Raw genomic sequence first — 16,055 nt, forward strand, 5'->3', positions numbered from 1 at the left:
TTGCAGCTTGAAATAGCAATACCGGTTTCTGGCCTGACTTCTTCTCTTCATTTTGAATATGAAGCAACCTTCCGGGGGGCAGAGGGGATTTCATCAAAACAGCCGTATTAACGGCGTGGTGAAGGATTTTTCCATTGAATCTCTTGCTTCTTCGCATCGAGGTTTTGACGGCGGGAAAGGACGAACAACAGGTCTGAAAGGCGGTTGAGATAGACGAGGATGTCTTTGTTAATGCTTTCCAATCGCATCAACCGAACGGCAGAGCGTTCGGCGCGTCTGCAGACGGTGCGCGCATAATGGAGATAGGAAGCTCCGGGCGTCCCTCCGGGAAGAACGAAGGCCTTCAGCGGCGGAAGCGAACGCTGAATGGCATCGATCGTTCGTTCCAGGAGGAGAACTTGTGAGCCGGTAATGTGGGGGATCAGCGATCGCTTGTTTCTTTTCTTTGTCGCCAAATCGGCGCCGAGAACGAAGAGTTCGTTTTGAATTCTTTCAAGAATCTCATCGACCTTCCTGCCCGGTCTGAACGACCGGACTACTCCGAGAAGAGAATTGAGTTCGTCAACAGCGCCGTAGGCTTCAATACGCAGGCTATCCTTTGAAACCCGGTCGCCTCCGAAGAGTCCCGTCTCTCCCTTGTCTCCAGTTTTTGTATAGATCTTCATAGGAAGCGCCGGTAAGCGAAAAATTACTTCTTCTTATGCGGATGGTTCTTCCAGAAACCTGGAAGCCCGTCATAGAAGTAGGCCGAAGTGCGGATTCCGCCGAAGAAGTTATCAAGGTTGATGAACTCATCCGGGGAATGCGCATTTTCGTCCGGCAGGCCGAAACCGAGAAGCACCGTATCGATGCCAAGGACTTTTTTGAATTGCGCAACGACCGGGATCGAACCCCCTTCTCCCTGATACAACACTTTTTTGCCGAACCCTTTTTCCAGCGCATCGACAGCAGCCTTCACTCCCGGGCTGTCGATCGGGGTGATGGCCGCCTCGCCGCCGTGCAAGTTGCGTACTTTGACCGAAACGGTCTTGGGGGCAATTTTCTTAAGATGTTTTTCAAAGAGCTTTGCCGCTTTCGCGGAAGTCTGGTCGGGAACAAGACGCATGGATATTTTCGCGAACGCTTTTGCGGGGAGGACGGTCTTTGCCCCTTCTTCGATGTATCCTCCCCAGATCCCGTTGCACTCGAGCGTCGGACGCGACCAAACCCTTTCGAGAGTCGTAAACCCTTTTTCACCGTAGAGAGCTTTGACTCCGAGATCTTTTGCGTAGCTCTTGTCCCTAAAGGGAAGCTTCTTGAACGAGTTACGTTCGACCTTCGTCAGCGGACGGACATCGTCGTAAAATCCTTTCACGGTGATCTTTCCGTTCTTATCGTGAAGCGACGCGATCATTTCGCACAATGCCTGAACGGGGTTGTGCACCGAACCTCCGAACGATCCTGAATGGAGATCGCGGTTCGGACCGGTCACTTCGACCTCCATATATGCCAATCCGCGAAGGCTGTAGCAGATGGACGGCACTCCTTTTGCGAACATTCCCGAATCCGATATGATGACCAGATCTGCTTTCAGAAGTTCGGTATGCTCTTCGATGAAGCGATCCAGGTTCTCGCTCCCCACTTCCTCTTCCCCTTCGATGATCATCTTGATGTTGACCGGCATCGATCCGTACTGCTTCATGAACGCTTCCACGGCTTTGAAGTGGATGAACACCTGTCCTTTATCGTCCGCCGCGCCGCGGGCATACAGCCTCTCGCCGCGGATCGTTCCTTCAAACGGAGGAGAGGTCCAGAGATTCAGTGGATCGACCGGCTGAACGTCGTAGTGGCCGTAGAAAAGGACCGTCGGTTTCCCCGCTGCGTGTAGCCATTCGCTGAAGACCACCGGATGGCCTCCCGTCGGAAGGATCTGGACATTTTCCATTCCGATCTTTTTCATGTGATCCGCGACCCATTGTGCGCACCGCCTCGTGTCGTCATCGTGTTCCTTCTGCGAACTGACGCTGGGAATCGCGAGGAACTCTTTCAATTCGTCAATATACCGGTCTTTGTTGGAGAGGATATATGGTAAAACTTTTTCCATTGTTATTCCTTGCAATAATGAAATGATTTGAATACTTCCGTTACTTGATTCCGCTTCCCGGCTCAACCTCGTTCGAGACCGACAACAACGCAAACGCATCCCCGTCGCCGTGCGTGGCAAGAAGCATCCCTTGCGACTCGACCCCCATCAGCTGCGCCGGCGCAAGGTTGGCGACGACAATGATGGTCTTGCCGATCAGCTCCTCCGGCTTCCTCTGCTGCGCGATTCCGGCAACGATCTGGCGCCGCTCTGAGCCTAGATCGACCGAGAGCTTCAACAGCTTCTTTGATTTCGGGACTGGCTCGCACGCAATGATCTTAGCGACCCTCAAATCGACTTTCTGAAAGTCCTCGAACGAGATCACGGGCTTGAACGGAGGCGTTCTCTTTGCGGGGACCGCCTCGGGCTCTCCGGCCGGGGGCTTCATTTTTTGCAGTTCTGCTTCGATGGCTTCATCCTCGATTTTCTTAAAAATAATCTCGGGCTTCTTGAGTTTGTGCCCGGGGGCGAGGTTCAGTTCTCCGGCGTTGGACCAGTGTTCGTCGCGAAGAGGAGAGCGCATGCCGATCATGGTCCAAATCTTTTCGGACGAGAACGGCACGGTCGGAGAGAAGAGCACGGCAAGGCTTCGGACAATTTGCAGGCAGATATTGACCGTTGTAGCGCACACTTCCGGTTTTGTCTTTATGGTCTTCCACGGTTCGCTGTCGTTAAAATATTTATTGGCGGCGCGCGCCAGGTTCATCACCTCCGCGGTTCCCTCACGGAACTTGAACTTCTCGTACAGCGCACCGGCAGTTTCCGGAGTGCGCGCAAGAACCTCGATAATTTCTTGGTCTCTCCCATTGAGCGTTCCCCGGACCGGGACGGCCCCGCCGAAATTCTTTTCGGCAAAAGCCAGCGTTCGATTCACGAAATTCCCGTAAATGTCGGCCAGCTCGTTGTTGCTCTTTGCCTGAAAATCCTTCCAGTAAAAGTCCGAATCGCGCGTTTCCGGGAGAATCGTCGTCACGGTGTAGCGGAGCAGGTCGGGCTCGAACACTGTCAGGACATCTTTCACATAAATCGCATTGTTGCGGCTTTTCGAGAACTTTCCCCCTTCAAGATTCAGAAATTCGTTGGCGGGAACATTGTCCGGCAGCGCATAGCCCCCTTTCGCCATCAACATGGCCGGGAAAACGATGCAATGAAAGACCACGTTGTCTTTCCCGATAAAAGCGATGTACTGCGTCCCCTCATCCTGCCAGTATTCCTTCCATTTTTCCGGCGAACCTTGCCTCTGCGCCCACTCTTTTGTCGACGAGATGTAGCCGAGGACCGCGTCGAACCAGACATAGAGCACCTTGTGCTCAAACCCCTCGAGCGGCAGCGGTACGCCCCAATTAAGGTCCCGCGTGACCGCCCTGTCCTGCAGTTTCTCCCTGAACCAGCTTTCGCAGTACTGGAGGACGTTTTCTTTCCATTCTGTATGCGAATGGACGTACTCTTCAAGGCGCGGCTGAAAATCGCCGAGGGGGAGATAAAAATGCGTCGTGCTTCGGACCACCGGCGTCGTTCCGCACAGCTTGCATTTCGGGTTGATCAGCTCGACAACGTTGAGCCACGTTCCGCAGTTTTCGCATTGATCGCCACGCGCCGATTCGTAGCCGCAAACCGGGCAGGTTCCTTCGACGTACCGGTCGGCAAGGAACATCTTGTTCACTTCGCAGTACAACTGCTGTTCCTGCTTTTCCTTCAGAATTTTCTTTGAATAGAAATCGAGAAAGAATTCCTTCGAGGTCTCGTGATGGATCGGCAGCGATGTCCGCGAATAGTTGTCGAAGCTGACGCCGAGACTGGCGAACGACGATACGTTCATCGCATGGAACCGGTCGACGATGGCCTGGGGAGAAACGCCTTCTTTGTCCGCCGTGATCGTGATCGGCACGCCGTGTTCGTCCGAGCCGCAAATGAAAAGCACGTCGCGATGCTGCAGACGCTGGTATCGGACAAAAATATCCGCGGGAATGTACGCTCCCGCGAGATGGCCCAGGTGGATCGGTCCGTTGGCGTACGGGAGGGCCGCCGTCACTAATATTCTCTTAAAATTTCTGCGCATTCAGTAAAATTCGTTTTAGCTGGATCGATACAGAAAGCAGCACTAAGGGAAGATACACATTTCCCCGAAGAAGTTCGAGTCCCCGTTCGACGGCGATTATTGTGGCCGGGAAATCGGAAGAGCTGAAGCGGGCAAGAAACCGGTTCAGGTCCTCGCGCTGATCGTCGTTAATGATCCCGCCCCCTCCATCTTCTTTCATCATCATCGCATCCCGGAACCAGACGAGCAGAAGCGTCAGCAGCTGTTCGACGGCCTTCCTGTCGTTCTCTGCGACGCGCTCTTCGATATCCTCCAGTAATTTCAAATTCCGTCCGCCGAGCACAGACCGGAGGAACTCAACGGCATCGGCACGCTGGGATGCGACATCCTCCGAAAAAAGTTCCAGCGCGTACGAATAATCCCCCCCCGACAGCCGCGAGATGAGCTTGGCCTGTCCGGCCGGAACGCTCTCGCGTTCGGCGAGCGCATGCTCGACCTCTTCATCATTAAGGATGTCGCAGCGGACGCTTTGACATCTCGAAATGATCGTGGGAAGAAGTTTCTCCCTCCGCGAAGTGGTGAGGAGAAACACGGTGTCGCTCAGCGGTTCCTCGAGCACCTTCAGCAGCGAATTCCCGGACGTGTCGTTCATCATTTCGGCATCGCACACGATAAAAATTTTTCGCCCCTTTTCGAACGCCGATAACGAGGACTCTTTTTTGATGTCGCGGATCGTCCCGATGTTGATCTGCGTTGCTTTCGGAATATTGAAATGAAAATAGGGATTCTTTGCCTTCTGCTCCACCTGGCTCTGTATCTCTTCCCTCAATTCGGGCTGGAGCTTTCCCTCGCCGGTCTCTCCCCCTTTGTCGGACTTTGCCGCGGGGAGCGCGAAGATGAGTTTAACGTTGGGGTGCTGAAGGTGCAGCATTTTCTTGCAGCTCGGACAGACATCGCACGCGGCCGTTCCCTGCTTTTCGCACAAGAGGACCTTCGCGAACTCGATCGCAAGGGCATCCTTCCCCACTCCTCTCGGCCCCCAGAGTAAATATGCATGCGCGATCCTTTGCTGTTCGATCGAACGGCGAAGAATTTCCTTGGCGCGCGATTGTCCGATGATTGAATTCCAGCTCATGTTCTCTTAAAAAGCCTGTCCTATGCCGATTTGGAGAATGCTGAACGATCCCGTGAAGAACTTCTGCTTGAAGATCCACTGCTGGGAAGGCGCGTTCCGCGGGTCGTAGACGCGAAATCCGAGGTCGAACCTCAACGGACCGACGAACGTTGCATAGCGAAGTCCGGTGCCTGCAGCAATAGCGATGCTGCTGCCTTTGATCTCCGCGAGCCCGTTCCACAGGTTCCCGTAATCGATGAACGTTGCCGCGGAAATGTTATCAAGATTCAGGAATAAGAACTTCCCCGATTCCGGGAACAGGTTGATGCGCGTCTCGATATTCCCTTCAAGGATCACATCGCCCCCCTGGTCCGGGTTGTCGAAGGCCGCAAGATCGCGCGACTTCCATCCGCGGACGCTCCCGCTCCCCCCCGCATAAAACTTTCTCGTCGGCGGAACCGGAGTGCTGTTCGCGGGATCGTAGAGCTCCGCGACACCGGCGTGGATGCGAAAAGCCCATACCACCGGATTGACGCCGCCGTTGGAAAAGTACCGGCGCATGAGAACGGAGAACTTATAGTATTCGGCGTAAGGAAGGTTGGAGCCGAAGCTGCCGAACAGCTTGGGAATGAGGCCGGCTTCTTCCGCAGAGACCGACTGGAACGACCCGCTCGAAGGGGAAAAAACGTCGTTCGTGTTGTCCTGCTGCAGAGTCAGCGTGAGGATCGAGTTGAACTGCTTCTCGCGCGTACCGGTAAAGTCTGCCGGGTTCACCTTGGTCGTGTCGCTGATGTCGACCCCGACACGCTCCAGGTTCCAGTCGACGAAACCGACCGTGTTCGAGGAGAACTTGTTGCTGAAGCCGATCCTGTTCATCAGCGTGTTCAGCGTGTAATACGTCTGCTTTTCGAATTCGGTCGAGACCGTCCAACTGGCCCCGACCCTGTTGCTGAAAAAATACGGCTGCGCCATCTGCATCTCAAGGTCGGACTTTGTCAGAAGTGTGGGCTCGTTGAGTCCCTCTTTGAACGCACCGGAAATATTCAAATCCTGGATCGCCTCCAGGCGGAACCGCATGCGCACCGAAAGATTCCTCGCTTCGCCATAGAAGTTCCGATGATTGTATCCGAGGCCCAAACCGGTGTTGAGCGTGTTGTTCTCATCATCGACCAAAAATTCCGGCGTGACCTCCTGCAGTTCCCGGGACCTGAGTAAAATGCGGATGGGGATCGCCGGAGGAGTAAGCGTGTCCAGCGGAAGCTGGGACTCGATCTTTGCGCTTTCAAAAAGTCCAAGGCGGTTGAGGTTTTGCTCGCTCTCCATTTTTTTTGCTTCGCTGTAGACCTCTCCCGGAGCAAAATCAAGCTCGCGGATCACGATCGCGGAGTCCACTTCCTGCTGGCTCAAATTGATCTCGGCCGTGCCGAACACATAGCGCCTGCCGGGCCGGTACCAGAATTTGACAGAGTAATTGTCCGTCGAATAGTACCGCACTGCCGTCACGCTGTCGATGCCGGCGTACGTGTAGCCGTTGTTCAAGAAGATCCGGAGGACACGAAGCCGTTCCTGCTCGACGTTCCCTTTGATGAACGGGGAGCCTTGTTTGACGAGAAGCCCGTCGAAAATTTCCTGCCTGACCTCGGGCGTCACGCTGTCGATCCCCATGACTCCAAGGGTGTCGATGATGGATCTCCTGTTTTCGCGGATCGAAATTTCAAGGTCGACCCGTTTTGCCTCCTCATCGAACCGGAGCGCCGTATCGACGACGGCATGAGCGTATCCGTTATCGCGCAGATACTGGCGCAGCCGAATGATGTCCCCCTGAAACAGCACCGGGTCGTAGTATTCCGGCCTTGATCCGATGTTTTTGTAGACGTTGTTGTAGAGAAAAGTCCAGAAGCGCGCCGGCGTTTCGACGGTTTGGATCAGGCCGCGGTACACGTCTTTCGGCGTCGTCCCGTCGGTCTTAAAAATAATTGCATTGACTTCGTACTGTTCCTGGGCCCCCTTATTCTGCAGTGCAAACGACGGCGCAGAACACCACGCCGCAACAAGCAGCAGGGAAGCGCGACGGCGCCAAGGGCTGGGCAATATGCTTGTCAGATACGTATGAAATCGTGGAAATGAGGGCATGAACGAAAAACCCAGCGCAAAGCGGCTGGGTTCTCTCCTTCGGCTGAATAACAAAGTAGTGATTACATCGTGAACAGACAATGAGCAGAGTGTCTTAGCTATGGATTTGCCACGTGTGGAGCGGATTAATATTCACCTTCATCTTCATAGAAAAAATCCTCGTCAGTCGGATAGTCAGGCCAGATCTCTTCCATGCTTTCGTACGGTTCATCGCTGTCTTCTAGTTCCTGCAAATTCTCCAGCACTTCAATAGGCGTCCCTGTCCGAACCGCATAGTCAATTAACTCTTCCTTCGTCGCTGGCCATGGCGCATCCTCCAGGTACGACGCCAATTCCATCGTCCAAATCATAACTGCTCATTCTCCAGATAGAATAATCTTCAACGAATACAATCAACAGAGGTCTCATTCCCCTTTGCTAAGCGCGAGCTGTTCGCGGATCTGCTTGTAGTCCACATCATCAATAAAATACCCAACCGGGTTCTTTTTTTCGCCGTTGAGGCGGACTTCGTAGTGCAAATGAGGAGCCGTTGAAAGGCCGCTGTTTCCTGAATAGGCAATCAAGTCGCCGCGATGCACCTTCTGCCCTACCCGGACTGTGGGTCGGAGCAAGTGGGCATACCAGCTCTTATAGCCGAAACCATGGTTCACTTCAACTGCAATCCCGTATCCCCCTCCGGTTCCGCCGGCTGATTCGATAACGCCGTCGCCGGTGGCATACACCGGCGTTCCGATATCGTTCGAAATGTCCACCCCTTCATGCATACGGACGATGCCAAGAATAGGATGGAGACGCATCCCGAAATCGTGATAATTAAAATATCCGGCCATCGGTTTGATCGCCGGGATATGCGCAAAGAGTTCCTTGTTGTATTTCGACTTGTTATAGATATCCTGATAGCTCTGCTGCTCGAACACGAATTCTTTATCCAGTTTGTCCAGCAGCTGGTCCGCGGAACTGATCAGGTCGGAAGCATCTTTCGAGATGATGCCGATATTGGTTTCCCTCTTTGTGCCTCCGGTTCCGATCGCCCTCGTATCCTGGTCGATATGCGGCAGGTTGACCGCCAGCCTGAGTTGATCTTCCCGTTCCGCAAGCTTATCCATCGTCTGCGACATATCGGCCAGCCGCACGGAGAGGTTCTTCACCTCATCCTTCAGCAGCTTGTTCTCTGTGGTGAGAAAATTCACGCGGTCCACATCGATCCCCAGCACATCGCCGAGATAATGGTTCGCTCCGAAGAGTGCGGCAAGCCCGGCGAACACCGAGACAACGACCAACACCGAGAACTTGGCCTTAAAACCCTTTGCTTCAACGAATGAAACGTTCTCTTCGGAGTAAAAAAACAGTTTACGGCTTTTCTTCATCCATCCTCACGTTAAGTGAACAAAAGTTCAGTCTTCAACAATCTAGCCTGAAAATATAAAAATTAACATGTTTTGTCAAGGTGAATTGTCACAGAGGGGGATATTGACTAAAATCCCCAAAAACGCCTCGCTTCAGCCAAGTATTTACTCGAAATCGTGCTCAAAATAATCGATCGCACGTTTCGCGTTTTTCCTGTTCTTTTGGGCGATCACCGTTTCCAAGCGCTTCGAAAACTCTTTCGCGGCGTCATAACCGTAATGCTTCAGCAGATAATCGAGGGCAATGACTTCCGCGATAACGGTAACGTTCTTGCCGGGGAAAATAGGGAGCTTAATATGAGGAACTTCGACATCAAGGATCGAGATGGTGGAGAGATCCAGGCCGGTCCTCGTGAAATCCTCCGCCGCCTTCCATTCCATCAACTCGACGACGACCTCAACTCTCTTTTGAAAACGTATAGCCCTGATCCCGAAGATGCTCTGCACGTCGATGAGCCCGAGTCCCCTGATCTCCATAAAATGCTTGACCAGGTCGGTCCCCGCGCCGATCAGGATCCCCTCTCCTTTACGGGTCACGTTGACGACGTCATCAGAGACAAGCCTGTGGCCCCGTTCGATCAAGTCGAGCGCAATTTCGCTCTTGCCGATGCCGGACCGTCCGATAAACAGGAGGCCGAGTCCATAGACGTCGACGAACGAACCATGGATTGTCGTTTGCGGGGAGAACTGGTCGTCAAGAAAATCGCTGAGGAAGTAGACCGCTTTCGTGGTCTCGAGCGACGTACGGAACATCGGCACATTGTGGTCGGCGGCCAGTTGAACGAGCTCCGGGTCGATCTTATTGTCGCTTGTGACGATAATGCACGGGATGGCAAATTTAAAGAGCGTATTAAAGGCCTTGATCCTCTCCTCCAACGGCATGGAGTTGAGATACCGGATTTCCGTGTTCCCGAAGACCTGCACGCGGTCGTACGTAAAAAGAGCGACATACCCTGCCAGCGCCAATCCGGGTCTGTGAATGCTCTTCTCGCGAATAGTGTTGTCAAAACCGACGTTCGTCAACGGTTCAAGCTTCAGGCGGGTCTTGTTCGTTTCGTAGAGAAAACCGACCGTGATGCTATGTTTCCGGATTTCCTTGGCGGATTCAAGTTTCATCGCTGCGCACCGTGGTAGTTAATCTTTCTCGTAGATTTTCCTGACCTTGCTTTTTTCTTTCTCGTGGAGCTTGCTTTTATATTTCACGAGCTGGCGCTCGAGCTTTGCTACGGCCGTCTCGATCGACTTTTGATAATCATCGGACTTGTGGACCGCCTTCAGCAGTGTGCCGTACACGGTCAGATGAATTTCGGCCGTTTTGACGCTGTTCCTTGTCCGTTCGAACCCGAGGATCACTTCTGATTTTACGATGCCGTCATAGTACCGCTCGAGCTTTTGCACGGTATCATAGGCGTATTCGCGAAGGCTTTCCTGCGGCTTAAAATGCCGCGCGGTAAATTTTATGACCATAGTGCCTCCATCAAGATGATATCGAATAAATTCAGCGGTCCGACTGCTCCGCTGTTAAGAGGCCTTCGGGTGCGCCTGCCGGTAGACTTTTTTCAAACGCTCCGAAGTCATGTGCGTGTAGATCTGCGTTGTAGAAAGGCTTTCGTGGCCGAGCAATTCTTTGACCGCGAAAATATCAGCGCCGCGGTCCAACAAGTGCGTGGCGAACGAATGGCGAAGGACATGCGGGCTTTGCTGCCGGATCTCGGACACTTCCTTGAAGTATTTCTTCACAAGAGCGTTGACCGCGCTCGGATACAACGGTTTTCCCTTCGCGGTAAGAAAAACTGCGCTGACGCCCGCGCCCCCTCCACCGGTCAATTCTTTCCTTAATGCCATATATCGTTCAAGCGCTTCGTGCGCCTTTTTGCCGAACGGAAGGATTCTCTCTTTATTCCCTTTTCCGACGACCTTCACCGTCCGCTCGACCATGTCGACATCGCTCGTATCAAGCCCCACAAGCTCGGCGCGGCGCATTCCCGTGCTGTAGAAAAGTTCAAGGATCGCCGCATCCCGCGCCCCCAGAGGGTCGGCGGTGTCGGGGAGCGCCATCATTTTTTCGACGGCGGATTCGTCGAGAAACTGAGGGAGCCGTTTTTCGATCTTCGGCGTGACGACGTTGCTCATGGGATTGGCAGTAAGCAGCTTCCGCCGGATGGCAAATTTGAAGAACGAGCGGAGGGTGGAAATTTTTCGGACGACGCTCTTTTTCGCCATCCCGCTGTCGAGCATCATGCCGAGGAATGACCGGATGATCTCCTGGTCGATCTGTTCGGAACGGCGAAGCGCTTCGGGGAATTTTTCTCGCAAGAATCCGGCGAACTGCGAGAGGTCTTTGGCGTACGACGCGTGAGTATGGGGGGAGAAATTTTTCTCACGGTCAACGTATTCCAGGAACAATGCTATATCGCGATCGAGCATCTGGGTTGTGTTAAACTGCAATTGCCGTTTCTTCGCGAATGAATTCTTCCTTGCAATTCGGGCACAACAAATAGTCCCCTTTTTTCTTCGAGCTCTTTTGGACGAGGTACGGATTCTTGCAATGTTCGCACTCCTGCATGATCGGTTTGTCCCATGAGACAAAATCGCAATCGGGGTACCGCGAGCATCCGTAGAAATTTCTCTTCCGTTTGGTCTTCCGCTCTATCACGTCCCCCTCCTTGCATTTCGGACATTTCACCCCCGTCGAGATCGGCTGGGTGTAGTTGCACTTCGGGTAATTCGAACAACCCAAAAAGGTGCCGAAGGGTCCCCCTTTGACAACGAGGTCGCCTCCGCATTGTCTGCATTTTAATCCGACCACGTGCTGCAGCTTTTCGGCATCTTCGTCAAGAGGTTTTCTGTTCTTGCACGCGGGATAACCGGTGCACGCCTTAAATTGCCCGTAGCGACCCCACTTGATGATCATCGGCTTGCCGCACAGCTCGCACTTTTCGTCCGTCTCTTCCTGCAGGGACTTTTTGATTTTTCCCGCATCCTTTTCCACGTGATGGAGCGATTCGATAAACGGGTGGTAGAAATCTTCCATCACCTGAACGTAATTATTCTTCCCCGACGCAATGGTGTCGAGTTCCTCCTCCATCAGCGCGGTAAATTTCACGTTGAGCACTTTGGGAAAGCTGTGGACAAGCAGCTTCGTCACCACCATGCCCAGCTGCGTGGCGAAAAGCTTTCGATCCTGCTGGTCAACGTACTTGCGGTCGACGATCGTCCCGACGATCGCCGCGTACGTGCTGGGCCGCCCGATGCCGAGCGATTCCAGCTCTTTCACTAGGCTGCTCTCGGTATACCGTGCAGGCGGCTTCGTGAAATGCTGCTTCGGCAGGACATTCCGCAGCGATGCATGCTGTCCCATCTTGAGATCCGCCGGTATCTTGGATGTCGGATCTTCGTCCTCCACAGTTCCTTTTTCTTCGGCCAAATCGTCGTACACCTGAAGGAATCCCCTGAACAGCGGAACCGAACCGGTCGCCCTGAAAGTATATTCGCCCCCCGTGATGTCGACGGAAACCTGCTCGAACGTCGCCGCCGTCATCTGGCATGCGACAAAACGATTCCAGATCAGTTCATAGAGAGCGTAAATGTCCTTTTCGAGATGCTTTTTTACATGCTTGGGCGCCAGCGTGATCGACGTCGGGCGGATCGCCTCGTGGGCGTCCTGCGATTCTTTTCTTTTTTTGAATTGATGCGGCTCCTTGGGAAGGTATTCGGGGCCATACGAATCATAGATATAGCCGCGGACCGCGGTCACCGCTTCTTCGCTGAGACGCGTCGAATCCGTACGCATATACGTGATCAATCCGACGATGCCTTCTTCTCCGAGGTCGATGCCTTCATACAGCTTCTGCGCCAGCATCATTGTCCGTTTTGCCGAGAACCGGAGCCTGCTTGCGGCTTCCTGCTGCAGCGTGCTGGTGATAAACGGCGGCGGAGCGATGCGCTTGACGGTTTTCTTCTGGATTTCGCCGATCGTATACGATTGTTTCCGGATCTCGGCGGCATATCCTTCCGCCGTTGTCGTATCGGGAATCTTCGGATCCGTTCCGTCGACCTTCACCAATTTTGCATAGAACGGCTCAGAGGCTTCCGCCTGAAACTCGCCTGTGATAGACCAGTACTCTTCGGGAATGAACTTCTTGATATGCTCTTCCCTCTCGCAGATGAGGCGGAGGGCTACCGACTGCACCCGGCCCGCAGAAAGGCCGTAGTAGACCGTCTTCCATATGAACGGGCTGAGCTTGTAGCCGACAACCCGGTCCATCGCCCGCCGCGCCCGTTGGGAATCGACGAGATGCTGGTCGATCTTTTTAGGCGACGCCATCGCCTCCGCTATCCCGCTCGGCGTAATTTCATGGAACAGGACGCGAAAGATATTCTTATTCTTGGAATCGATCTCCTGCGCGATGTCGGATGCAATGGCCTCCCCTTCACGGTCAGGGTCAGTGGCGATGTAGACCTTATCAGCGCTTTCAGAAAGGCGCTGGAGTTTTTCGATGACGTCTTCTTTTCCGGAGATTGTTTCGTACGAAACGGCGAACTTGTTGTCGACATCGACGCCCAGCTTGCTCTTTGGCAAATTTTTGATATGTCCGACCGAAGCCTCGACGACATAATCCTTCCCAAGATATTTGTTGATCGTCTTCGCTTTCGACGGGGACTCTACGATGATTAACGACTTACTCATAGACGTAAAACCTTTTCTCTCCGCTCAATGAATTGTGTCTTTCCCGTTGAACATGACCCTGCTTCCCGAGCCGCGGCTGTCGTCCCCATCGAGCAAGATCGACGCGACGATCGACTTGGCCTCCTCCACGCCGGCGGTCACATAGTCCGCGAGCATGACCCTGTCGATGACCGTCTCGATGTCCTCGCCGGTAATGAGGCCGAGTTCGCGGAGCTGTATCAGGTATCCGTAGGCTTCCGGCGTGAATACCATCCGCTCCGCATCGTGCAAGACCCGGTGCGAATGAGGCGAACTCTTCGAGACCTCCTTGACCAGATTCTCGCCGAGATTGATCTTCTCGTACAACCAACTGAAGGCAGTGCTGATCTCCGTCGGCGTATAACCGCTGTTGGTCAGGACGCTCAGATCGATCTCTCCGAGCGGAATGTTGTTCCGCAGCTCGCCCATCAGATACACAATGATCTCTACTATTTTCTCGCGCATTGATCCGATCCGTCTGCTTGAAGTTCCTGTTCTTCTCTCCGAGCCAATGTAACAAAATAACCGCGAGTGTCAAATACCGGACACGACGCGGGGGCAAAGTTCAACGTAACGCTCCTGCACCTCAAACATTTTTTTCCGCTGTTTTGTTCTTTTGTCGTCGTAGCCCAGAGCGTGCAGTACTCCGTGAACAACTAATCGCGTCAGTTCGTTCTTCATGCTCACGCGGTACTGGCGCGCCTGACGCCGGGCCTGCTTCAGGTTGATATAGATTTCGGCTTCGAGGGAGGGTCGTGTTTCAATGAGAAATGTGATAACGTCCGTGCTGAATCGATGCCCCAAATATGCCGTGTTGATCTTTTTTATCGACGCATCGCCGACGAAAACGCAGGATATCTTCCCCCGTGATATTCCTTCTTTCGCAAGCACCAAAGCAACAATCCCCTCTATCGCCCTCTTTGAAATCCGGTAGTCGTGACAATCGAATGCTACGGCGACTTCGACCATTACCGCTTTCGTGTTGTTGCTGCCTTTTTTTTCGGTTCCGGGAGCACCGACTCGGTGAGCGACAGAGCGATGCCGGAAAGCATGACCTCCGGTCCGAGCTGCGTAAAATCGCCGGAAAGCAGCGAACGGTCGACATTAGCATACAGCGAGCAGCCCCCTTCTTTCTCAATGATCAACCCGGAAACCTTGCCGTCGCGCTGGCCGATAAAGGTCACCTCGCCGAGCATTTCGCTGACAACATACCCCGAGCAAAAATGGAGCTGTAAATGCGCGTTGGAAGTATAGACGGTAACAAGGTTTCCCCGTTCTTTGCCGATCATGATGCCGGAGTAGATCTCGACGGCAAGCTTTTGCTTCGAGACGCCGTTCCCGACCTCGAAACGGACGTTGTTGCCTCTCGCCTTCCCCTTCACACCGAGAGTTTTGGCCAGCTTCCTGAAATCGGCGGGGGTGAAAACAAATCGTGATGTCGTCATGACAATGAGAGATAAAAAAACAAAACCCCGTTCTGCAATCCTCGGGGTTTACAATGGTACGCTTCTCGACTCCGGGAGGAGAAGCTTCGGACGAGCACTTCGCATATAGTGTACTCTACAACTCACGGAATAATATACTGAGGACGGGTTGAATAGTCAAGCCCATTCTTCGCTACCACGAAAGCTCCAACCCCTCGCGCGCCGCCGTGCATTCGAACTTGAAGTTCTTCGTCTTGATTTCTTTTTTGCACTTGAGGAGGATGTCGTCGACCTTTTCGTCGCTTCGGTTCGGTTCGTGATGGAACAACACGAGATGGCGCGCGTTCGCTTCCGCGGCGACCTTGAGGGTGAAGAGATAGTGAGAATGTCCCCAGCCGACCTTGTCGACATATTCTTCCGGCGTGTACGTGCAGTCGTGGATCAACACATCCGCGTTTCGCGCAAAATCGAAGACGCGCTGGTTGGGATCGCCGGAACCGGAAGCATATTTGTCCTGGACGATTTTTTCGAAGTTCGTAATGTGTGCGGCGATCTCCCTGTCGAACGGCTCGTTGTCGCTGATGTAGACGAGCGTTTTCCCTTTGTACTCGAGCCGGTATCCCACGGTGAAGCCGGGATGGTTCACATAGACCGTGCGCACATGGGCGCCGAAGATCGTGAACTCCTCTTCCCCGATAGGGCGGAAATTGATCTTCGCTTTGAGCTCGTTCAACTGGACAGGGAAATAGATCCTGTTCATCTGGTCGGCGATGATCCGCTGAAGGTTCACCTCTTTACGCTCGGTGCCGATGATCGTGATCTCGTTTCCCGAAATGAGTGCCGGCTTAAAAAAAGGGAATCCCTGGATGTGATCCCAATGTGGATGGGTGATGAGGAGATAGGTGTTGAGCGATTCTCCGTTCGCGATCAGATAATCGCCGAGCCCCCGAATCCCGGTGCCGGCGTCAAAAATGATCAGCTCGTCGTTATCGAGCCGGAGTTCGAGCGAGGGAGTATTTCCGCCGTAACGGACGGTCGCTTTGCCGGGTGTCGGGATTGAACCGCGGACACCCCAGAATTTTAATTTCATGGCGCTGTCTCTGTGTTCTG

At 53.5% G+C, this 16,055-nt stretch carries 15 protein-coding genes; all 15 read right to left on the reverse strand.

Going from position 1 to position 16,055, the window contains the following annotated elements:
* Positions 1-107 precede the first annotated feature (107 nt).
* Entirely contained in the window at positions 108-665 is a 558-nt protein-coding gene (locus VMF88_06070) for a cob(I)yrinic acid a,c-diamide adenosyltransferase (GenBank protein HTY10619.1), read from the reverse strand.
* Positions 666-688: 23 nt separating this feature from the next.
* The gene (locus VMF88_06075) at positions 689-2,083 is read right to left on the reverse strand and encodes a dipeptidase (GenBank protein ID HTY10620.1); all 1,395 of its coding nucleotides are present in this window, start codon (positions 2,081-2,083) and stop codon (positions 689-691) included.
* 40 nt (positions 2,084-2,123) lie between these two features.
* A complete protein-coding gene (gene metG, locus VMF88_06080) occupies positions 2,124-4,181 on the reverse strand; it encodes a methionine--tRNA ligase (protein ID HTY10621.1) in 2,058 nt (685 codons plus the stop codon).
* Complete coding sequence (locus VMF88_06085; protein HTY10622.1) at positions 4,165-5,295, reverse strand: hypothetical protein; 1,131 nt, start codon at positions 5,293-5,295, stop codon at positions 4,165-4,167. Before VMF88_06085 ends, metG begins: the two co-directional genes overlap by 17 nt.
* Before the next feature lie 6 nt (positions 5,296-5,301).
* Positions 5,302-7,365, reverse strand: a complete 2,064-nt coding sequence (locus VMF88_06090; protein ID HTY10623.1) for a BamA/TamA family outer membrane protein — start codon at positions 7,363-7,365, stop codon at positions 5,302-5,304.
* 167 nt (positions 7,366-7,532) lie between these two features.
* On the reverse strand, positions 7,533-7,757 hold the full coding sequence (locus tag VMF88_06095) for a DUF2795 domain-containing protein (protein ID HTY10624.1): 225 nt from the start codon (positions 7,755-7,757) through the stop codon (positions 7,533-7,535).
* Positions 7,758-7,811: 54 nt separating this feature from the next.
* Positions 7,812-8,774 (reverse strand): M23 family metallopeptidase, encoded by a 963-nt coding sequence (locus tag VMF88_06100; protein ID HTY10625.1) that lies wholly within the window; start codon positions 8,772-8,774, stop codon positions 7,812-7,814.
* A 144-nt stretch (positions 8,775-8,918) separates the two neighbouring features.
* On the reverse strand, positions 8,919-9,929 hold the full coding sequence (hprK, locus tag VMF88_06105) for an HPr(Ser) kinase/phosphatase (GenBank protein HTY10626.1): 1,011 nt from the start codon (positions 9,927-9,929) through the stop codon (positions 8,919-8,921).
* A gap of 18 nt (positions 9,930-9,947) precedes the next feature.
* Entirely contained in the window at positions 9,948-10,280 is a 333-nt protein-coding gene (gene raiA / locus VMF88_06110) for a ribosome-associated translation inhibitor RaiA (GenBank protein ID HTY10627.1), read from the reverse strand.
* A gap of 54 nt (positions 10,281-10,334) precedes the next feature.
* On the reverse strand, positions 10,335-11,261 hold the full coding sequence (xerC, locus tag VMF88_06115) for a tyrosine recombinase XerC (GenBank protein ID HTY10628.1): 927 nt from the start codon (positions 11,259-11,261) through the stop codon (positions 10,335-10,337).
* Positions 11,251-13,503, reverse strand: a complete 2,253-nt coding sequence (topA, locus tag VMF88_06120; protein ID HTY10629.1) for a type I DNA topoisomerase — start codon at positions 13,501-13,503, stop codon at positions 11,251-11,253. The genes xerC and topA overlap by 11 nt, the downstream gene beginning before the upstream one ends.
* A gap of 24 nt (positions 13,504-13,527) precedes the next feature.
* Positions 13,528-13,986 carry a DUF494 family protein gene (locus VMF88_06125; GenBank protein ID HTY10630.1) on the reverse strand — a complete coding sequence of 153 codons (459 nt, stop codon included), beginning with the start codon at positions 13,984-13,986 and terminating at the stop codon, positions 13,528-13,530.
* 69 nt (positions 13,987-14,055) lie between these two features.
* Positions 14,056-14,490 (reverse strand): rRNA maturation RNase YbeY, encoded by a 435-nt coding sequence (gene ybeY / locus VMF88_06130; GenBank protein HTY10631.1) that lies wholly within the window; start codon positions 14,488-14,490, stop codon positions 14,056-14,058.
* Entirely contained in the window at positions 14,490-14,966 is a 477-nt protein-coding gene (locus VMF88_06135; GenBank protein ID HTY10632.1) for a hypothetical protein, read from the reverse strand. Before VMF88_06135 ends, ybeY begins: the two co-directional genes overlap by 1 nt.
* A 172-nt stretch (positions 14,967-15,138) precedes the next feature.
* Positions 15,139-16,035: an MBL fold metallo-hydrolase gene (locus VMF88_06140; GenBank protein HTY10633.1), complete on the reverse strand. Its 897-nt coding sequence runs from the start codon at positions 16,033-16,035 to the stop codon at positions 15,139-15,141.
* Between the last annotated feature and the right edge of the window lie 20 nt (positions 16,036-16,055).

The organism is Bacteroidota bacterium, from assembly GCA_035506275.1.
Classification (GTDB): Bacteria; Bacteroidota; Ignavibacteria; order UBA10030; family UBA8401; genus JAGVPT01.